The sequence below is a fragment of the Pseudorhodoferax aquiterrae genome (assembly GCF_014652235.1).
In the GTDB taxonomy this organism is placed as follows: Bacteria; Pseudomonadota; Gammaproteobacteria; order Burkholderiales; family Burkholderiaceae_C; genus Pseudorhodoferax; species Pseudorhodoferax aquiterrae.
This window is the reverse complement of record NZ_BMYK01000013.1, coordinates 1-19,659: the sequence shown is the minus strand read 5'-3', so window position 1 is coordinate 19,659 and position 19,659 is coordinate 1. Positions and strand designations below refer to the sequence as shown.

20 protein-coding genes are annotated in these 19,659 nt (G+C 70.1%); 5 read left to right on the top strand and 15 right to left on the bottom strand.

Annotated elements, in window-relative coordinates:
• The first annotated feature begins 48 nt into the window (after positions 1-48).
• Both IE209_RS19115 and IE209_RS19110 read left to right on the top strand, forming a co-directional pair.
• On the top strand, positions 49-297 hold the full coding sequence (locus tag IE209_RS19115; RefSeq protein ID WP_189688531.1) for a ribbon-helix-helix protein, CopG family: 249 nt from the start codon (positions 49-51) through the stop codon (positions 295-297).
• An 18-nt stretch (positions 298-315) separates the two neighbouring features.
• Positions 316-729, top strand: coding sequence for a type II toxin-antitoxin system VapC family toxin (locus IE209_RS19110; protein WP_189688530.1), 414 nt, complete (start codon positions 316-318; stop codon positions 727-729).
• Between the two features lie 19 nt (positions 730-748).
• On the opposite strand, the gene IE209_RS19105 is transcribed toward IE209_RS19110, so the two are convergent.
• From IE209_RS19105 to IE209_RS19075, 7 genes are all read right to left on the bottom strand, one after another.
• Positions 749-1,660: a TIGR02677 family protein gene (locus tag IE209_RS19105; protein WP_189688529.1), complete on the bottom strand. Its 912-nt coding sequence runs from the start codon at positions 1,658-1,660 to the stop codon at positions 749-751.
• An 8-nt stretch (positions 1,661-1,668) separates the two neighbouring features.
• The gene (locus IE209_RS19100; RefSeq protein ID WP_189688528.1) at positions 1,669-2,115 is read right to left on the bottom strand and encodes a DUF6691 family protein; all 447 of its coding nucleotides are present in this window, start codon (positions 2,113-2,115) and stop codon (positions 1,669-1,671) included.
• A 10-nt stretch (positions 2,116-2,125) separates the two neighbouring features.
• A complete protein-coding gene (locus tag IE209_RS19095; RefSeq protein WP_189688527.1) occupies positions 2,126-2,560 on the bottom strand; it encodes a YeeE/YedE family protein in 435 nt (144 codons plus the stop codon).
• Positions 2,561-2,653: 93 nt separating this feature from the next.
• Positions 2,654-4,381, bottom strand: coding sequence for a cation acetate symporter (locus tag IE209_RS19090; RefSeq protein WP_189688526.1), 1,728 nt, complete (start codon positions 4,379-4,381; stop codon positions 2,654-2,656).
• Positions 4,378-4,695 carry a DUF485 domain-containing protein gene (locus IE209_RS19085; protein ID WP_189688525.1) on the bottom strand — a complete coding sequence of 106 codons (318 nt, stop codon included), beginning with the start codon at positions 4,693-4,695 and terminating at the stop codon, positions 4,378-4,380. The genes IE209_RS19090 and IE209_RS19085 overlap by 4 nt, the downstream gene beginning before the upstream one ends.
• Before the next feature lie 115 nt (positions 4,696-4,810).
• Positions 4,811-5,554, bottom strand: a complete 744-nt coding sequence (locus tag IE209_RS19080; RefSeq protein WP_189688524.1) for a response regulator transcription factor — start codon at positions 5,552-5,554, stop codon at positions 4,811-4,813.
• Positions 5,551-7,527, bottom strand: coding sequence for a hybrid sensor histidine kinase/response regulator (locus IE209_RS19075; RefSeq protein ID WP_189688523.1), 1,977 nt, complete (start codon positions 7,525-7,527; stop codon positions 5,551-5,553). Before IE209_RS19075 ends, IE209_RS19080 begins: the two co-directional genes overlap by 4 nt.
• 172 nt (positions 7,528-7,699) lie before the next feature.
• Here IE209_RS19075 and acs point away from each other — a divergent pair, with 172 nt between their 5' ends.
• Positions 7,700-9,664, top strand: coding sequence for an acetate--CoA ligase (acs, locus tag IE209_RS19070; protein ID WP_189688522.1), 1,965 nt, complete (start codon positions 7,700-7,702; stop codon positions 9,662-9,664).
• Between the two features lie 125 nt (positions 9,665-9,789).
• On the top strand, positions 9,790-10,281 hold the full coding sequence (locus tag IE209_RS19065; RefSeq protein ID WP_189688521.1) for a hypothetical protein: 492 nt from the start codon (positions 9,790-9,792) through the stop codon (positions 10,279-10,281).
• A gap of 226 nt (positions 10,282-10,507) precedes the next feature.
• Here IE209_RS19065 and IE209_RS19060 read toward each other — a convergent pair whose 3' ends face one another.
• The 8 genes from IE209_RS19060 to dapC all read right to left on the bottom strand — a co-directional run bounded on the left by IE209_RS19060 (position 10,508) and on the right by dapC (position 18,754).
• The gene (locus IE209_RS19060) at positions 10,508-11,035 is read right to left on the bottom strand and encodes a hypothetical protein (RefSeq protein ID WP_189688520.1); all 528 of its coding nucleotides are present in this window, start codon (positions 11,033-11,035) and stop codon (positions 10,508-10,510) included.
• A gap of 4 nt (positions 11,036-11,039) precedes the next feature.
• The gene (locus IE209_RS19055) at positions 11,040-11,288 is read right to left on the bottom strand and encodes a GlsB/YeaQ/YmgE family stress response membrane protein (protein ID WP_189688519.1); all 249 of its coding nucleotides are present in this window, start codon (positions 11,286-11,288) and stop codon (positions 11,040-11,042) included.
• 60 nt (positions 11,289-11,348) lie between these two features.
• On the bottom strand, positions 11,349-13,307 hold the full coding sequence (locus IE209_RS19050) for an ABC-F family ATP-binding cassette domain-containing protein (RefSeq protein ID WP_189688518.1): 1,959 nt from the start codon (positions 13,305-13,307) through the stop codon (positions 11,349-11,351).
• A 31-nt stretch (positions 13,308-13,338) separates the two neighbouring features.
• Positions 13,339-14,208 (bottom strand): 50S ribosomal protein L3 N(5)-glutamine methyltransferase, encoded by an 870-nt coding sequence (prmB, locus tag IE209_RS19045; protein WP_189688517.1) that lies wholly within the window; start codon positions 14,206-14,208, stop codon positions 13,339-13,341.
• On the bottom strand, positions 14,205-15,362 hold the full coding sequence (dapE, locus tag IE209_RS19040; RefSeq protein ID WP_189688516.1) for a succinyl-diaminopimelate desuccinylase: 1,158 nt from the start codon (positions 15,360-15,362) through the stop codon (positions 14,205-14,207). The genes prmB and dapE overlap by 4 nt, the downstream gene beginning before the upstream one ends.
• Positions 15,359-16,504, bottom strand: a complete 1,146-nt coding sequence (locus IE209_RS19035; RefSeq protein WP_189688515.1) for a PilT/PilU family type 4a pilus ATPase — start codon at positions 16,502-16,504, stop codon at positions 15,359-15,361. The genes dapE and IE209_RS19035 overlap by 4 nt, the downstream gene beginning before the upstream one ends.
• A gap of 196 nt (positions 16,505-16,700) precedes the next feature.
• A complete protein-coding gene (gene dapD, locus IE209_RS19030; RefSeq protein ID WP_189688514.1) occupies positions 16,701-17,534 on the bottom strand; it encodes a 2,3,4,5-tetrahydropyridine-2,6-dicarboxylate N-succinyltransferase in 834 nt (277 codons plus the stop codon).
• Positions 17,531-18,754 (bottom strand): succinyldiaminopimelate transaminase, encoded by a 1,224-nt coding sequence (gene dapC / locus IE209_RS19025; RefSeq protein WP_189688513.1) that lies wholly within the window; start codon positions 18,752-18,754, stop codon positions 17,531-17,533. The genes dapD and dapC overlap by 4 nt, the downstream gene beginning before the upstream one ends.
• A gap of 130 nt (positions 18,755-18,884) precedes the next feature.
• On the opposite strand from dapC, the gene IE209_RS19020 reads away from it, so the two are divergent.
• Entirely contained in the window at positions 18,885-19,535 is a 651-nt protein-coding gene (locus tag IE209_RS19020) for a response regulator transcription factor (RefSeq protein ID WP_189688512.1), read from the top strand.
• Positions 19,536-19,659: the final 124 nt, after the last annotated feature.

Sequence of the window (19,659 nt, the reverse complement as noted above, 5' to 3'; positions counted from 1 at the left end):
CTAGGATGTCTACTTGTACTACCAGCTGCCGGCCGGTAAGATTCAGTCATGAACACCTTGACCGTCAAGATTCCTGCGGGCCTGGAGGCTGCCGTGGCCCAGGCCAGTGCGCAGGCGCATGTCAGCAAGTCCGAGCTGGTCCGGCGGGCATTGGAGGCCTACCTGCGGCAGCGCGATGCACAGGCCCCTTTCGTCTCGGCCCTGGAGCAGGCGGGCGATCTGGTGGGTTGCTTCGCCGGAGGGCCGGTCGACCTGTCGTCCAATCCGGAGCACCTTGCCGATTTCGGTCGGGTCTGAGCTGCGCATCCCCGACCCGTGAAACTGCTGCTCGACACCGGCCCCTGGGTCGCGCTGCATTGCCGCGATGACCGCCATCACGTCTGGGCCAGGGAGCAGTTCGCCAGCCATCCCGGGCCGTTCCTGACTTGCGAAGCCGTGGTTGCCGAGACCTGCTTCCTGCTTGCCCGAGGCGGCTTCGACCCGGCCAAGGCGCTCGCGCTCGTCGAACGCGGCGTGGTGCAGATCGCCATGTCCCTGCACGACGAGATGGCTTCTGTGCGCGCGCTGTTCGAGCGCTACGACAACGTGCCGGCCTCCTTGGCCGATGCCTGCCTGATCCGCCTGGCCGAACTGTATGAACCGTCCCGGGTGCTGACGCTGGACAGCGATTTCCACGTCTACCGGCGCCACGGGCGCAAGGTCATCGGGCTCATCACGCCGGGTACCTGACGGGCAGCCCGGTGTTTTTTCAGGTGCGGCGCAGGTCCTCCAGCAGGCTGGATGCAAGGGCTTCCTCTGCCACGGACAGGCCGTGGCGCTGCATGGCGACGGCCAGTCGCGCGTCCCAGGAGGCCGTCGTGTCGGACGCGCCGGTCCGGCGCGCTGGTGATCGCAGACCAGGCTGCGGCGTGCGCCGCCTGCAGTGCTGCGCGGCTGGTGCCTCGCGTCGGGCGGCCTGCCACAGCAGCGGGTCGACGCGCGGCGCCAGCGCCAGGATGCGTGCCGCGATGCCGCCCGAGCGGCCCACCAGGTCGCCGATGAAGCGCTCCAGGTAATCGATGAGCCGGCGCTTGTAGGCCAGCACGGCAACGGCCTCGGCCTGCTGCAGCTCGATGCTGCGCGCGATGCCGGCCATGAAGGCCTGGGCGTTGTCGGCCAGGCCCTCGAACACGCGCACCAGGTCGCGCAGCGTCTCGTGCACCTTGGCAGCGTCGGGCGCGGGTTCGTCGGCCAGCACCTGCAGCGCGCGCAGCCGGCTGGCAATGTCTTGCAGCGCCACGGTCTGGAGCTCGGCGCGACGGGCCAGCGTGCGTGCGAAGGTGGCCAGCGCAGCCTCCACCGCTTCACCGCCTTGCGACAGCCGGTACAGGAAGCGCGCGCGGTAGAAGTCGCCCAGGCTCGCCACGCGCGCGGTGTCGGGCTGCGACTCGAGGTTGCCCCATTCGGCGAGCTGGGTCAGTGCGGCCAGCACTTCCTCGATGCGCGGGGTGTGCGGCGTGGTCCAGCTGCCCTCGGCCAGCACCTCGTCGGGCCGCAGGTGGAGCCGGAACTGCCGCTTGGCAGCGGCGAAGGTGTCCATCACGGCGCGGTACGGCGCGGCCTTGTCGGCGCTGACGTGGCGAAAGAGATGGGATTGCAGCTCGTGTGCAGGGACGTGCATGGACCGCGTTATTGTGGCGGGTGCGCCGGGCCCCTCCGCGCGCGGGCACGCCGCTCCAGCCACTCGAAGATCCCCATGCCGGCCAGCATGGCCAGCACGAACACGGCGGCCTTGGCTTCGCCCATGCCCAGCGCGACGAGCGCCGGCCCCGGACAGAAGCCGGCCAGCCCCCAGCCGATGCCGAACACCAGGCCGCCCAGGACCAGGCGCCGGTCGATCCCGCCGCCGGATGGCAGCTGCATCGCCAGGCCGAGCAGGCTGCGCGTGCGATGCCTGGCCAGCGCGAAGGCCACGAGGCCGACCGCGATGGCGCCGGCCATCACGAAGGCCAGCGACGGATCCCAGGCGCCGGCGAGATCCAGGAAGCCCAGCACCTTGGCCGGATCAGCCATGCCGGACAGGAGCAAGCCCAGGCCGAAGACCAGGCCCGCGAGCAAGGCAGTGACGAAAGGCATGGCGCGATCCTCAGGCGTTCAGCAGATGGCGCACCACGTAGACGGTGGCGAAGCCCGCGCCCATGAAGGCCAGCGTGGCCACCAGCGAACGCGGCGACAGGCGCGACAGCCCGCAGACCCCGTGGCCGCTGGTGCAGCCCGCGCCATAGCGCGTGCCCAGCCCGACCAGCAGGCCGGCCACCACCAGCGTGCCCCAGCCGGCATCGATCTGCGGCCGGGGCAGGGCGGCCACGAGGGCGTACACCAACGGCGCGCCGACCAGACCGGCCAGGAAGGCCAGCCGCCAGCTGAGGCCACCCGCGGCTGGCCGCAGCAGGCCGCCCACGATGCCGCTGATGCCCGCGATGCGGCCGTTGCACAGCACGAGGATGGCGGCGGCCAGGCCGATGAGCAGGCCGCCGACGAGCGCGGCGCCAGGGGTGAAGGCATTCCAGGCGATGGTCATGCGTGGCACTGTAGCGCCACGCAGGGCAGCGCCCCAACAGCAAGAAGAACGGCCACCGCATGGTGGCCGTCGCGGCACGGCGCAAGGACGCGGTCAGTGCGCCGATGCCGCCGACGCCCCCAGCCCGGTTTCAGAACGCACCTGCTGCGCTGCGAACAGCGCGCGCTCCTTTTCGGCCTGGCGGCTCTTGTCGAGCACCGAGAACAGCCAGATGCCGATGAAACCGATGGTCATCGAGAACAGCGCGGGCGAGGCGTAGGGGAAGGGCGCCGAGCCGGCCGGGTGGCCCAGCGTGGTTTCCCAGACCGAGGGGGACAGCACCGTCAGCGCCACGGAGGAGACGAGCCCCAGGAAGCCGCCGACCACCGCGCCGCGCGTCGTGCAGTCCTTCCACAGGATGGACAGGAACAGCACCGGGAAGTTGGCCGAGGCCGCCACTGCGAAGGCCAGCGAGACCATGAAGGCGATGTTCTGCTTCTCGAACGCGATGCCCAGCACCACGGCCACGACGCCCAGCGCCACGGTGGTGATGCGCGAGACGCGCAGCTCCGAGGCGCTGTCGGCCTTGCCATGCTTGATCAGCGTGGCGTAGATGTCGTGCGAGACCGCCGAGGCGCCGGACAGCGTGAGCCCGGCCACCACCGCGAGGATGGTGGCGAAGGCCACGGCCGAGATGAAGCCGTAGAACACGTTGCCGCCCACCGACTTGGCCACCAGCACGGCCGCCATGTTGGAGGCACCGGCACCGCCATGGATGACGCCCGTCACGGTGTTGGCGAACTCGGGGTTGGTCAGCACCAGCGTGATGGCGCCGAAGCCGATGATGAAGATCAGCAGGTAGAAGTAGCCGATCCAGACCGTGGCCCAGCCGACCGACTTGCGCGCTTCCTTGGCATCGGGCACGGTGAAGAAGCGCATCAGGATGTGCGGCAGGCCGGCCGTGCCGAACATCAGCGCCATGCCGAAGGAGATCGCCGAGATGGGGTCCTTCACGAAGCCCCCCGGCCCCATGATGGACAGGCCGATGGAGGCCGCCTCCTGCGGTGTCTTGCCGGTGTTGGCGGCGATCTGCGTGCGCACCTCGACGGATTTGGCGAACAGCGCCTCGGGCGAGAAGCCGAACTGCGCCAGCACCATGACGGCCATGAAGCTCACGCCGGACAGCAGCAGCACGGCCTTGATGATCTGCACCCAGGTCGTGGCCGTCATGCCGCCGAACAGCACGTAGACCATCATGAGCACACCCACGATGACCACCGCCACCCAGTAGTCCAGGCCGAACAGCAGCTTGATGAGCTGGCCCGCGCCGACCATCTGCGCGATCAGGTAGAAGGCCACGACCACCAGCGTGCCCGAGGCCGCGAAGGCGCGGATCGGCCCGGCCTGGAAGCGGTAGCCGGCCACATCGGCAAAGGTGAACTTGCCCAGGTTGCGCAGCCGCTCGGCCATCAGGAAGGTCAGGATGGGCCAGCCGACGAGGAAGCCGATCGCGTAGATCAGGCCGTCGTAGCCGGTGGCCATCACGGCCGCCGAGATGCCCAGGAACGAGGCGGCCGACATGTAGTCGCCCGCGATCGCCAGGCCGTTCTGGAAGCCCGTGATGCCGCCGCCGGCGGTGTAGAAGTCGGCGGCCGACTTGGTGCGGCCGGCGGCCCACTTGGTGATGTAGAGCGTGGCCAGCACGAACACCGAGAACATGCCGATCGCGATCCAGTTGGTCGGCTGCTTGGCGGCCTGGCCGACGTCGCCGCCGGCGGCCTGGGCCAGGCCGCAGGCCGCGGCCAGCGCCAGCGCGACGAGGGTGTTGTGGCGCGGGTTCATTGCGTGGCCTCCTTCAGGATCTTGGCGGTCGCGCGGTCGTAGGCACCGTTGGCGCGCCGGATGTAGAGCAGCGTGATGCCGATGGTGAACACGATGACGCCCAGGCCGATCGGGATGCCGATGCTGGTGACGCCGCTGCCCATGGGCTGGGCCAGAAAGGGCTTGTCGAAAGCGATGAGTCCTATGTAGCCGTAATAGACGACCAGCATCAGGACCGTCAATGTCCAGCCGAAGCGGTTGCGTTGGCGCCGCAGCGCCTGATAGTCGGGGTGCGTCTGGATGCGTTGCACCACATCCGCGGGGTCCTTGGCCATGCTTGTCTCCTGGAAGTGAACCTGGAGCGCATCTTCAGCGGGGTGCGCGCGCTTGCGGTGGCGGCGCAACCATTCGTCATACCGGCGTGCGAGATCGCGCTGACGCCCGGCTGACTTACTCCCAGCTGACGTCGGCCGCGAACAGGTAGCCCGCGCCGTAGACCGTCTTGATGATGGCGGGCTCGTGCGGGTCGGGCTCGATCTTCTTGCGCAGGCGCGAGATGCGGACGTCGATGCTGCGGTCGGTGGGCGAGAGGTCGCGCTCGCCCATGAGCTGCTCGCGCGTGAGGATCTGGTGCGGCCGCTCGACGAAGCAGCGCAGCACCTGGGTCTCGGCCGTGCCCAGCAGGTGCTCGCTGCCGTCGGGCGCGCGCAGCACGTTGGCCGCGCAGTCGATGCGCCAGCCCAGGAAGCTGGCGTAGCGGCGCTGGCCCGGCGCGCTGCCGGCGGCCGCGCTGCGCCGGCGCAGGATGCTGCGCACGCGGGCCACGAGTTCGCGCGACTCGAAGGGCTTCGTCACGTAGTCGTCGCCGCCCAGCTCCAGGCCCATCACGCGGTCGGCCGTGTGGCCGCGGCCGGTCAGGATCAGCACGCCGGCGCTGGAGGCCGCGGCGATGCGGCGCATGAGGTCCAGCCCGTCCATGTCGGGCAGGCCCAGGTCGACGATGCACAGGTCGGGCTTCTCGAACTGCAGGCGGCGCAGCACGGCGCCGCCCGTGGCGAACACCTCGCAGGCGAAGCCGAAGTCGCGCAGCGCGGTCAGCACGAGCCTGGCCACGTCGGCGTCGTCCTCGATCACGTAGACCAGGGCGGGCGGGGCGCTGGCATCGTTGCTGGCGCGGTGTGTCTCTGCACTCATGTCGTCCCTTGCGCAATGGCGGCTGCGAGTTGTTCTGTCGTGAAGGGCTTGCGCAGCAGCGGGCTGCCCGCGTCGCGTGGCCAGTCGTCGGGCACGTTGCCGGTCATGATGACCACGGATTTTGCGTAGTGGCCGTCGCGTGCGGCGCGGGCCAGCTCCACGCCGTCCAGCGGGCCGGCCATCACGAGGTCGGTCAGCACCAGCGCGATGTCGGGCGTGGCCGTCAGCAGCTTGCGCGCTTCGGCCAGTTGCTCGGCCTCCAGCACCACGTAGCCCAGCTCCAGCAGGTTGCGCCGGACCACGCGGCGCACCTGGGCGTCGTCGTCCACCAGCAGGGCCAGGCCGCGCTGGCGCGGTGCGGCACGCGTCGCCGGTTGCGCCTGGCGCGGCGCTTCGGCCGGCGCCTGGGCGGCCGGCAGCCAGACCGACACCGTCGTGCCTTCGCCCGGCGCGCTGCGCACGTCCACCGCGCCGCCGGACTGCTTGATGAAGCCGTAGACCACGGCCATGCCCAGGCCGGTGCCGCGGCCGCCGCGCTTGGTCGTGAAGAAGGGCTCGAACAGGTGGGCCAACGTGTGGGCGTCCATGCCCACGCCGTTGTCCTGCACGTCGATGCGGATCGCGTCGCCGGGCGAGAGCTGCAGCGGCACCGCCGCGGCCGCGTCGATGCGCGTGGCGCAGGCACGCAGCACGATGCGGCCCTGCGCCCCCTTGGCCGCGCAGGCGTCGCGCGCGTTGAGCACCATGTTGATCAGGGCCTGCTCGAGCAGCGTGGGGTCGATCCAGGTCCACAGCGGTTCGCTGCCGGCGTCGATCTCCAGCTGCAGGGCCTCGGGCAGCACGCGGCGCACGAGCCCGGCCACGGTGGCGAGCAGGGCGCCGACGCTGACCGAATGGGCCTCCAGCGGCTGGCGCCGCGCGAAGCTCATGAGGCCTTTGACCAGGTCGGCGCCGCGCCGCGCCGCGCCCAGCGCGGGCAGCACGTACTCCTGCGTGGCGGCGTCCTCGGGCTGGCTGCGCGCGAGCGCGTCCAGGTTGCCGATGACCACGGTCAGGATGTTGTTGAAATCGTGCGCGAGCCCGCCCGTCAGGTGCGTCAGCGACTCGAGCTTGTGCGCCCGCGCGAGCAGCACCTGCGCACGCCGCTCCTCGGTGATGTCGAAGGTGAGCTCGAAGCAGCCGCTCACGCTGCCGTCGCCGGCGCGCTCGGGAACCAGGGAAGTGCGCACGATGCGGCGCTCGCCGTGGGCGGTCTGCAGTTCGTACTCGAAGCTCTGGGCCTGGCCGCGCAGCGCGCGCAGCACGCGGGGCCGAACGCCGGCGTAGACGGCATCGCCGAGGAAGGCGCGGGCGCTGGCCCGGTGCGGCGCGCTGGTGTCGACGTGGAACCAGTCGTGGTATGCGCGGTTCAGGTAACGGTAGGTGCGGCCGGCATCGAAGAACCCCACGGCGGCGGGGATGGAGTCCATGACCAGGCGCACCCGCTGTTCGCTGCGCTGCAGCTCGGCCGTGCGCGCGGCCACGCGGGCTTCGAGCTCCTCGGTGTGGGCACGGATCGTGGCCTCGGCCCGGCGCTCGGCCGTGACATCGGAGTACAGGGTCACGAAGCCATGGCCGGGCACGGGTTCGCCGCGGATGCGCAGCACCTGGCCGCCCGGCCGCGTGCGTTCGATCTCGTGCGCCCGAAACGCGCGTGCGGCGGCCACGCGCTCGGCCACGAGCTGGGCGGCGTTGCCGGGGCCGTAGTCGCCGCGCTGGGCGTTGTAGTCGATGAAGCTTTCGAACGGGGCGCCCACGTAGCCCATGGACTCGGGGAAATCCAGCAGCTTGAGGTACGCGCGGTTCCAGGCCACGAGCTTCAGGTCGCGGTCGAAGATGGACAGGCCGCGGTCCAGCAGGTCCAGACCGGCTTGCAGCGTCAGGTAGCGCGCGAGCGGGGCGTGCGCGTCGGGAGACGGATCGTGGGTGGGCATGGTCGTCGGCGCGAGCGTAACGCCTGCAACGGTCCCGGGCCAGGGTGCAAACATTTGTTAAGTTTGGGGCACGGTCCTGCAACGTTCCTAGTGGATGCTGGCGGCCAGTGCGGCGGGCGATGTGATGCAATCGCCCCGTCCCAACCATCCGCATCGTGCACCAGGAGACGAGATGACCGAAGCCACTGTCCAGTACGCGCCGCCGCCGGAGCTGGCCCGCCATGCCCATGTGTCGGGCCGCGCGGCCTACGACCAGCTGGTGGCCCGGGCCGAGACCGACCCCGAGGGTTACTGGGGCGGTCTGGCGCGCGAGCTCATCAGCTGGCAGACCCCGTTCACGCAGGTGCTGGACAGCAGCCAGGCGCCGTTCTTCAAGTGGTTCGCCGACGGCACGCTCAACGTCTCCTACAACTGCCTGGACCGCAATGTGGAGCGCGGGCTGGGGGCCAAGACCGCGCTGGTCTTCGAGGCCGACGACGGCCAGGTCACCAGGGTCAGCTACCAGGAACTGCTCGAGCGCACCTGCCGCATCGCCAACGGACTGCGTTCCCTGGGCGTGAAGAAGGGCGACCGGGTCGTCATCTACATCTCCATGTCGATCGACGGCGTGGCGGCCATGCAGGCCTGCGCACGCATCGGCGCCATCCACTCCGTGGTGTTCGGCGGCTTCTCGGCCCAGGCCCTGCGCGACCGCATCGCCGACACCGGCGCGTCCATCGTGATCACGGCCGACCAGCAGGTGCGCGGCGGCAAGCAGCTGCCGCTCAAGGCCATCGTCGACGAGGCCATCGGCCTGGGCGGCTGCGAGAGCGTGCGCAACGTGCTGGTGGCACGCCGCACCGGTGGTGCCGTGCCGTTCCAGGCACCGCGCGACCTCTGGCTGGCCGAGCTGACCGAGGGCCAACCGTCCAAGTGTGAACCGGAATGGGTCGAGGCCGAACATCCGCTGTTCCTGCTCTACACCTCGGGTTCCACGGGCAAGCCCAAGGGCGTGCAGCATTCCACGGGCGGCTACCTGCTGCAGGCGGCTGTGACGACCAAGTGGACCTTCGATCTGAAGGACGACGATGTGTTCTGGTGCACGGCCGACATCGGCTGGGTCACAGGGCATAGCTACATCGCCTACGGGCCGCTCGCCCTCGGCGCCACCGAGATCGTGTTCGAGGGCGTGCCGACCTACCCCGATGCGGGCCGCTTCTGGAAGATGGTCCAGGACCACAAGGTCAGCATCTTCTACACAGCACCGACCGCGATTCGCTCGCTGATCAAGGCGGCGGAGGCCAACGAGGCCGTGCACCCCGCCCGCTACGACCTCTCCAGCCTGCGCATCCTGGGTTCGGTCGGCGAGCCGATCAACCCCGCGGCCTGGGAGTGGTACCACCAGCATGTGGGCGGCGGCCGCTGCCCCATCGTCGACACCTTCTGGCAGACCGAGACCGGCGGCCACATGATCACGCCATTGCCGGGCGCCACCACGCTGGTGCCGGGTTCGTGCACGCTGCCCTTTCCGGGCATTGCCGCGGCCATCGTCGACGAGACCGGCAACGACGTGCCGCATGGCCACGGCGGCATCCTGGTCGTCAAGCGTCCCTGGCCCGGCATGATCCGCACGATCTGGGGCGATCCTGAACGCTTCGTCAAGAGCTACTACCCGCCCGAGCTCAAAGGCTTCTACCTGGCCGGCGACGGCGCGATCCGCGACGCGCAGACCGGCTACTTCACGATCACGGGCCGCATCGACGATGTGCTCAATGTCTCGGGCCACCGCATGGGCACCATGGAGATCGAGTCGGCCCTGGTGGCCAAGACCGACCTCGTGGCCGAGGCCGCCGTGGTCGGCCGGCCCGACGACACCACGGGCGAGGCGGTCTGCGCCTTCGTCGTGCTCAAGCGCCCGCGGCCGCACGGCGAGGAGGCCAAGCAGATCGCCAAGGAGCTGCGCGACTGGGTGGCCAAGGAGATCGGCCCGATCGCCAAGCCCAAGGACATCCGCTTCGGCGACAACCTGCCCAAGACGCGCTCGGGCAAGATCATGCGGCGGCTGCTGCGCTCCATCGCCAAGGGCGAGGCGATCACGCAGGACACCTCGACGCTGGAGAATCCGGCGATCCTGGAGCAATTGGCCCAGTCCAACTGAGCGGCAGCAGGGCCTGACCAACGGCCTTGCGCGGGCCGGCCTGAATCCGGTAAAACCCGCAGCTTTGCTGCACTGCGTTTGGCCGCATCGGCGCGAACGCAAGCATGGCGTGGGGAGGAGGGTCGATGTCTGAACTGGTCGTGGTCCTGGTCGGCGTGTGCGCGGTGCTGGTGCTGTGGCGGCTGGCGCGCACGCGGGGGGCTGCGCCGGAGGATGGCTACGCGCTGGCCGTGTCCGACTTCGGCAGCAACGCCGGCAGCCGGGCCCAGCCGGCCGCCGAGCTGTACCACTGGCAGGCGCTGGGCCGCTTCGACTTCCCCGTCATCGACACCGAGCGCCACCGGGCCGTGCTGCAGGCGGCGCTGGCGCAACTCGGCCCCATGTGCATGGCCACCCTGCACGCGCCCAAGGAGGTGGGTGGCCGCGTCGAGGTGCGCGTGGGCGACCACCGCGTGGGCTTCCTGTCCGACGGCGACGCTTCGCGTTTCCAGCGTCGGCTGGCCTACGAGAGCCGGCCGGGCCAGACCAGCCAGTGCGGCGCCCGCATCGTGACGCACACCGAAGGCGGTCGCCAGAGCATCACCATCCTGCTGGACCTCAAGCCTTTCCGGCACTGAGAACATGTGAACGAACCGCTCACTCCCACGCGAGGCCCCCGATGAGCACCTGTTTCCATCATGACCGTCGCGCCAGGGGCCTCGCCCTTCGGGCCGCGGGGCGCGCCAGGCCGCATGCGGGCGTTGCAGTCCTTGCCCTGGCTCCAGCCCGGGCTGCGGCCTGCGGCCCGCCGCACCCCGTCGTGGGCGCGATAGGTGCATTCACACGTTCTGAGGCATACGCCGTTCAGGCGCGGCCGGGCAGCAGCAGCCGCTTGCGCGGCGGCGGCTCGGGCAGCGCGAGTTGGGCTTCGCGTGCCACGCGCACGCAGTCCTTGAGGTGTTCCTCGCCGAGCAAGCGGATCGCGCTGTAGCCGACCAGGGCCGATACGGCCTGGCCGGCGAAGGGCACGTATTTGGCGGCCTGCTTGGCCGTGAGCCGCATGCCCACGGCGGCGGCGGCGCGGAGCACGAGGTCGCGCGTGATGAACTTGCCGATCAGCACCGAGCCCACCATGTTGACGGCCTTTTGCACCTGGTCACGCTGGCGCGGCTCCAGCCGTGCGATCTGCTCGGGCGTGAGACCGAACTCCGCGCTCACGGCCGGGATGAGCCGCGACAGCACAGCCGCGTCCACGGCCCAATCCAGGCCCGGCACGGGCACGGCACTGGCTGCAGCCGCCACCATGGCCTTGCTGTGCAGCAGGCGCCGCCCGCGCCGGACTGCTTCGACGAGCCGCGCGTCGCCCTGGGCCAGTTCGAGCGCGCTGCCCATGGGCCTACTTGCCCTTGACCAGGCCGTAGATCACCAGCAGCACGATGGCGCCGACGATGGAAGCGATCCAGCCCGCCGGCGCCCCGGGCGCATACCAGCCCATCTGCTGACCGGCCCAGCCCGCCAGGAGGGAGCCGGCGATGCCCAGGATGGACGTCATGACGATGCCCAGCTTGTCGTCACCGGGCTTGAGCGCGCGGGCCAGCAGACCCACGATGAAGCCGACGATGATGGTGCCGATCAGAGAGAACATGGTGTATGCAAGGCGAGTTGAGGTCGGGTCAATGTACCCCAAGCGCCTGGCACGGGTTTGTCAGGAAGTTTCCAGCTGCTCCGACAGGCTCAGCCACTCTTCCTCCTGCGCGGCCAGCTGGTCGCCGACCTGCTTGAGCCTGCGGCCGGCCTCGGCCATCTCGGCCGGCGCCAGCGCCTGCATGAGGCGTTGCTCGAGCGCGGCCTTCTCCTCGGCCAGCGTGGCCATGCTGCGGTCGAGCTTCTCGATCTGCTTCTTGAGCGGGCGCAGCCGTTCGGCCTGCTCCTGGCGGCGCTGGGCGTCCTGCTTGCGCTGGGCGGCAGAAGCCGGGGCGGGCGCTGCGGCCGGCGCAGCGGCGGCCGGTGCCGGTGCGGCCTTGAGCGCCTCGCGCTGGCGCTTGGCCTCGTCGAGCAGGTAGCGCTGGTAGTCGTCCAGGTCGCCGTCGAAGGGGCTGACGCCGCCGCGGGCGACCAGCCAGAACTCGTCGCAGACCGCGCGCAGCAAGGCCCGGTCGTGGCTGACCAGCATGACCGTGCCTTCGAATTCGTTGAGCGCGATCGACAAGGCCTCGCGCGTGGCCAGGTCCAGGTGGTTGGTCGGCTCGTCCATCAGCAGCAGGTTGGGACGCTGCCAGACCAGCATGCACAACACCAGGCGCGCCTTCTCGCCGCCGCTCATGCTGCCCACGGCCTGCTTGACCATGTCGCCGCTGAAGTTGAAGCCGCCCAAGAAGCCGCGCAGGTCCTGCTCGCGCGTGGACTGGCCGGCGAGCTTGCCGGCCGCCGTGCATTCGCGCGCGAGCTGGACCATGTGCTCGAGCGGGTTGTCGGCCGGGCGCAGCACGTCCAGCTCCTGCTGCGCGAAGTAGCCGATGTTCAAGCCCTTGCCCTCGGTGATCTCGCCCGCGACGGGCGCGAGCGCCCGCGCGATGGTCTTGACCACGGTGGACTTGCCCTGGCCGTTCGCGCCCAGGATGCCGATGCGCTGGCCGGCCAGCACCGACTTGCTCACGTCGCGCACGATGACGGTGGGCGCGGCCCCGTCGGCACCCGGGTAGCCGAAGCTCGCGTCCTGCAGGGCCAGCATGGGGTTGGGCAGGTTGGCCGGCTCCTTGAACTCGAAGCTGAACTCCGCCTCGGCCAGCAGCGGTGCGACGCGCTCCATGCGCGCCAGCGCCTTGACCCGGCTCTGCGCCTGCTTGGCCTTGCTGGCCTTGGCCTTGAAGCGGTCGATGAACTTCTGCAGGTGGGCGATCTTTTCCTGCTGCTTGGCGTAGGAGGCCTGCTGCAGCTCCATCTGCTCGGCGCGCATGTCCTCGAACTTGCTGTAGTTGGCGCCGTAGCGGTTGAGCTTGGCGTTCTCGATGTGGATGGTCACGCCCGTCACCGCATCCAGGAACTCGCGGTCGTGGCTGATCACGAGCAGCGTGCCCGTGTAGCGCTGCAGCCAGGCTTCCAGCCAGACCAGGGCGTCCAGGTCCAGGTGGTTGGTGGGCTCGTCCAGCAGCATCAGCTCGCTCGGGCACATCAGCGCCCGCGCCAGCTGCAGGCGCATGCGCCAGCCGCCCGAGAAGCTGTCCACCGGGTTGTCGAGCTCGGTGGTCTTGAAGCCCAGGCCCAGGATCAGCGCCTGGGCGCGGGCACGCGCGTCGTGGGCGCCGGCGTCGTGCAGCGCCATGTAGGCGTTGGCCATGCGTTCGCCGTCGTCGCTTGCCTCGGCGGCCGCCACCTCGGCCTGGGCGGCCAGCAGCACGGTGTCGCCGTCGACCACGAAATCGGTCGCGCCCTGGTCGGTCTCGGGCATGTCCTGGGCCACCTGGGCCAGGCGCCACTGGGCCGGCACCGTGAATTCGCCGCCATCCTCGTGCAGGCTGCCGTTGAGCAGCGCGAACAGGCTGGACTTGCCGGCGCCGTTGCGGCCGACCAAGCCGACCTTCTCGCCGGGGTTGATGACGGTGGAGGCGCTGTCCAGCAGCACCTTGGTCCCGCGGCGCAGGACGACGTTCTTGAGGGTGATCATGTGAGAACCGTGGCCGGGCCACGGAGCGCGGTTAACAGGCGGCGAGGGCTTCGGCCGTGACCAGCAGCACCTGGTCGGCGCCGGCGCTGGTGTCGAGCCAGACCACCTCGAGCTGCGGAAACGCCGCCTCGAAGTGGGCCCGCTCGTTGCCGATCTCCAGCACCAGCACGCCGTGGGCCGGCATTTTCGCAGACAGCCCGGCCAGCAGGCCGCGCACGAAGTCCATGCCGTCGGCACCGCCATCCAGCGCCAGCGCCGGTTCGGCCCGGTACTCGGCCGGCAGAGCCTGCATGCTCTGGCGGTTGACGTAGGGCGGGTTGCACAGCACGAGGTCGTAGGGGCCGTCCACGCCGGCCAGGCCGTCGGAGGTCAACAGCCGGATGCGGTCCGCCAGTCCATGGCGCTCGACGTTGATGCGGGCCACGGCCAGCGCATCGGTGGAGATGTCGGCCGCGTCGACCTGCACCTCGGGCCAGGCCATGGCAGCCAGCACCGCCAGGCTGCCGTTGCCCGTGCACAGGTCCAGCACGCGGCGCGTGTGCGCGCCCAGCCAGGGGTCGACGCTGCCGTCGGCCAGCAGCTCGGCGATGAAGGAGCGCGGCACGATGGCGCGCTCGTCCACGTAGAAGGGCACGCCCTGCAGCCAGGCCTCGCGCGTGAGGTAGGCCGCAGGTTTGCGGGAGGCGATGCGCTCGTCCAGCAGGGCGGCGACCTGGGCCTGGGCGGCGGTATCGACAAGCTGCTCGGCCACGTCGTCCAGCGCGTCCAGCGGCAGGCCCAGGCGCCACAGCACCAGCCAGGCGGCCTCGTCGAACGCGTTGAGCGTGCCGTGGCCGTACGCCACGCCGGCCTGCTCCAGCCGCGCGGCCGCGGCCTCGATGGTTTGCAGGACGTTGCTCACCGCAGCGACCGGTCCAGCCGTTCCAGCACGCCGCGGTAGATGTTCTTGAGCGGTTCGATGTCGGCCACGCGCACGTTCTCGTCGATCTTGTGGATCGTGGCGTTGGGGGGGCCCAGCTCGATGACCTCGGGACAGATCTGGGCGATGAAGCGGCCGTCGCTGGTGCCGCCCGTGGTCGACAGCTCGGTGGTCAGCCCGGTTTCGGCCGCGATCGCGTCGCGCACGGCGTCCACCAGCGGGCCCGGCGTGGTCAGGAAGGGCAGGCCGCCCACGGTCCAGTCCAGGCGGTACTCCAGGCCGTGGCGGTCCAGCACGTCGCGCACACGCTGTTGCAGGCCGTCGGCCGTGGACTCGGTGCAGAAGCGGAAGTTGAAGTCGATGACCACCTCGCCCGGGATCACGTTGCTCGCGCCCGTGCCGCCATGGATGTTGCTGACCTGAAAGCTCGTGGGCGGGAAGAAGGCGTTGCCGCGATCCCATTCGGTGGCCGCCAGCTCGGCCAGTGCCGGCAGGGCCTGGTGGATGGGGTTGCGCGCCAGCTGCGGATAGGCGATGTGGCCCTGGATGCCCAGCACCGTGAGCTTGCCGCCCATGGTGCCGCGGCGGCCGTTCTTGACCATGTCGCCGGTCTGCTCGACCGAGGTCGGCTCGCCCACGATGCACCAGTCGATGCGCTCGCCGCGCGCGCGCAGCTGCTCGCAGACTACCACCGTGCCGTCGCGCGCCGGGCCTTCCTCGTCGCTGGTCAACAGCAGTGCGATCGACAGCGCTGGCGCGGGCGTGGCGGCCAGGAACTCCTCGGTCGCGACGACAAAGGCCGCCAGCGAGGTCTTCATGTCGGCGGCGCCGCGGCCATACAGCCGGCCGTCGCGGTGCGTGGGCGTGAAGGGGTCGCTGGTCCACTGCGCAAGCGGGCCGGTGGGCACCACGTCGGTGTGGCCGGCGAAGACCAGCGTGCGCGCCTGGGCCGCGCCGCCGGCGCGGCGCGCCCAGAGGTTGCGCACGCGGAAATCGGCCGGGCCGCTGACGATGGCCTCGCTCGTGAATCCCAGCGGCGCGAGGCGCTCGGCGATCAGGGCCTGGCATTGCCCGTCTTCGGGGGTGATGGAAGGCTGGGCGATCAGCTGCTCGGCCAGGCGCAGGGTGGCGGTCATGGGGTCTTCACGTCCAGCGTGATCTCGGTGAAGGACGGTTCATCGTCCGGCTGCGCGGGCGCCTGGGCGGCAGCGCCGCGCGTGAAGTCGTTCTGCAGCCGCCACATCAGGTTGGTGGCCGAATCGGCATGGGACAGGCCTTCCTGGCGCTCGATGATGCCTTCGGTGATGAGCCGCGCGATGTCGGCCTCGAAGGTCTGCGAGCCCTCGGCGATGGACTTCTCCATGGCCTCCTTGACGCCGGAGAAGTCGCCGTGCTCGATCATTTCGGACACCAGCGCGGTGTTCATGAGCACCTCGACGGCCGGCACGCGGTCGCCGCGCACCGTGCGTAGCAGGCGCTGGGACACGACGGCCTGCAGCACGGCGGCCAGGTCGCCCAGCATGGTGGGGCGCACCTCGACCGGGTAGAAGTTCAGGATGCGGTTCAGTGCCTGGTAGCTGTTGTTGGCATGCAGGGTGGCCAGGCACAGGTGGCCGGTCTGGGCATAGGCGATGGCGGCCGACATGGTCTCGCGGTCGCGGATCTCGCCGATCAGGATCACGTCGGGCGCTTGGCGCAGTGCGTTCTTGAGCGCGACCTGCAGCGACTGCGTGTCGGTGCCGATCTCGCGCTGGTTGACGATGGACTTCTTGTTCTTGAACAGGAACTCGATCGGCTCCTCGATCGTCAGGATGTGGCCGCTCTGGCGCTCGTTGCGGTGGTCCATCATGGCCGCCAGCGTGGTCGTCTTGCCGGCGCCCGTGGCGCCCACCACGAGCAGCAGGCCGCGCCGACGCTGCACCAGGTCGGCCAGCACGGCGGGCAGCTTGAGCGATTCCAGCGTGGGGATCTCGGTGTTGATGTAGCGCACCACCACCGCATAGCTGCCGCGCTGACGCATGGCACTCACGCGAAAGCGCCCGACGCCGCTCAGCGACACCGCGGCATTGAGCTCGCCGGTGCGGTCCAGTTCCTGGATCTGCTGGGCCGAGACCACCTCGGCCAGCAGCTTGACGGGCGCGTCGAACGGCAGCACCTGGCTGTTGATCGGCACGGTCAGCCCGTTGATCTTGATCTGGGCCGGCGCGTTCGCCGACAGGAACAGGTCGGAGGCCTTCTTCTCCTGCATCAGGCGCAGGATGCGTTCCATGGTGCTCATGCTGGCTCTCCGAGTAGTCGACTCATGGCGCGCAATGCCACCCGCAGTCCCGGCCGCCCCGGGCAGGCCGCAGCTCCGAAGGCTGCGGAGCAAGCCATGCCAGCGGACGCGGCGGCACGGGCTCCGCCCGGCCGCTCGCGGCGCCCCCTTGAGGGGGTTGGCGGAGCGCGCAGGGCGGAGACTGGGGGTGGTCCATTCAATCGCGCAGCAGGTCGTTCAGGCTGGTCTTGGCGCGGGTCTGCGCGTCCACGGTCTTGACGATGATCGCGGCATAGGTGCTGTAGGCGGTGCCGTTGGCCGTGGTCTTGGGCAGACTGCCGCTGATCACGACGCTGCCTGCGGGCACGCGGCCGTAGCTGATCTCGCCCGTGGCGCGATTGAAGATCGGCGTGCTCTGGCCCAGGTAGACGCCCATGCCCAGCACCGAGTTCTCTTCGACGATGACGCCTTCGACCACTTCGGAGCGCGCGCCGATGAAGCAGTTGTCCTCGATGATGGTCGGGTTGGCCTGCAGCGGCTCCAGCACGCCACCCAGGCCCACGCCGCCCGAGAGGTGCACGTTCTTGCCGACCTGCGCGCAGCTGCCCACGGTGGCCCAGGTATCGACCATGCTGCCTTCGTCCACGTAGGCGCCGATGTTCACGTAGCTGGGCATCAGGATCGCGCCCTTGGCGATGAAGCTGCCACGGCGGGCCACGGCCGGCGGCACCACGCGCACGCCGGTGGCTTTCATCTCGTCGGCCGACAGGTGGGCGAACTTGGTCTGCACCTTGTCGTAAAAGCCCAGCTGGCCGGCCTGCACGACCTCGTTGTCCTTCAAACGGAAGGACAGCAGCACGGCCTTCTTGATCCACTGGTGCACGGTCCACTGGCCCACGCCTTCGCGCGTGGCCACGCGCAGCTTGCCGTTGTTGAGCTCGGCGATCACGTGCTCGACGGCGTCCTGCACCTCCTTGGGCGCGGCTTGCGGCGACAGGCTGGCGCGGTTCTCCCAGGCGTTGTCGATGAGGGTTTGAAGCTGTTGGCTCATGCTGTTTGCGGTCTCGATTGGATGAATTGAACGATGCGCTGCGCGGCTTCCACGCATTCGGCGGTCTCGGCCACCAGGGCCATGCGCACGCGACCCTGGCCGGGATTGAAGCCAGCGGCCTCGCGGGCGAGATAGCTGCCGGGCAGGACCGTCACATTGTATTGAGCGAGCAGTTCGCGGGCGAAGCGCGCATCGCTGCCCTCGGCCGGCTCGCCGAGGCGCAGCGGCACGCCGGCCCAGAGGTAGAAGCTCGCGTCGGGCAGGCGCACGTCCATCACGCGGGCCAGCAGCGGCGTGACGGCGGCGAACTTCTCGCGGTACAGGGCGCGGTTGGCCTCCACATGCGCCTCGTCGTTCCAGGCCGCGATGGAAGCCGTCTGCACCACGGGGCTCATGGCGCTGCCGTGGTAGGTGCGGTAGAGCAGGTATTGCTGGATCAGCGCCGCGTCGCCCGCGACGAAGCCCGAGCGCATGCCCGGCACGTTGCTGCGCTTGGACAGGCTCGTGAAGGCCACGATGTTGCGCAGATCGCTGCGGCCCAGTTGCGCCGCGGCCTCCAGGCCGCCCAGCGGCGGCGTGTCGCCGAAGTAGATCTCGCTGTAGCACTCGTCCGAGGCGATCACGAAGCCATGGCGGTCGGACAGTGCGAACAGCTTGCGCCACTCGTCCAGCGGCATGACCGCGCCCGTGGGGTTGCCGGGCGAGCAGACGTAGAGCAGCTGGGTGCGCGCCCACACCGCCTCGGGCACGCTGTCCCAGTCCACCGCGAAGTTGCGCTGCGGGTCGCTCGGCGCGTAGTAGGGCTCGGCGCCGGCCAGCAGGGCCGCGCCCTCGTAGATCTGGTAGAAGGGGTTGGGGCAGACCACGGTGGCGCCGGGCCGGGTCGGATCGACGATGGTCTGCGCGAAGGCGAACAAGGCCTCGCGCGAGCCGTTGACGGGCAGCACCTGGGACGCGTCCAGCGCCAGGCCATAGCGGCGCTGCAGCCAGCCCGTGAAGGCGGCGCGCAGTTCGGGCGTGCCGGCGGTGGGCGGGTAGCCGGCCAGGCCTTCGCGCAGGTCGCCGGCCAGGGCGGCCTGGATGAAGGGCGGCGTGGGGTGCTTGGGTTCGCCGATGCCCAGGCTGATGGGCCGCAGGCCGGGCGGTGGCGTGACGCCGGCAAACAACTGGCGCAGCCGTTCGAACGGGTAGGGCTGCAGGCGGGCGAGCAGGGGATTCATGGGGCGCGATTATCGGGGTGCGCCTGGGTGCCGCTGCAGCCGTGACCCCGGTCACCGGCCCAGGCACGCGCCGCTGGTCAGCCGCGGGGCTTGTTGGTATGTTCCGCGCCATGTCTCCATGTCTGCTCCCGTGACGGAACCCCTGGACCAGGGCGGCGTGCGGCGCCTGCTCGTGATCGACGACCACGCGCTGGTCCGCATGGGCGTGCGCACGCTGGTCATGCAGCAGTTCGCAGACGTTTACGCCGTGGACGAGGCCGGCACGCTGGAGCAGGGCCTGGCGTTGCTGGCCCAGGCGCAGGGGCGCATCGTCCTGGTGCTGCTCGACCTGCAACTGCCCGATGCCAAGGGCTTTGCGGGCCTGCGCATCCTGCGGCGCGACCATCCCGGCGTGCCGGTGGTGGTGCTCAGCGGCGCGCAGGACCTGCGCATCCGCGAGGAGGCGCTGCGCCTGGGCGCGGGCGCCTACATCAGCAAGTCCGCCGATGCGGGCGCGATGGACGCCTGGGTCGAGGTGCTGCGCCAGCATGCGGATGGGCCATCGCCACCGCCGCCCCCGAGCGCAGCGCCGGGTGCGGCCGCTTTGCGCACGGCCCAGGGCCTGGGGCTGAGCCCGCGCCAGGTGCAGGTGCTGGAGCTGTTGCTGGCCGGCATGGACAACCAGGCCATCGCCGCGGAGACCGGGCTGACCTTGGGCACGGTCAAGAACTGCGTGTCCTCGGTCTTCCTGGGCTTCAACGTGCGCTCGCGCGCCGAACTGCTGGGCATGTTCCCTACGTGAAATGAAGCCACCCCCGTTTGGATTTCTCACTTCGTGTAGAAATCCCATCCCCCCTCAAGGGGACGCACCCGGCGGCCTGGCAGAGGTTCTATGGTCCGCGTCAAGCCGGCGAGGCCGTGCGATG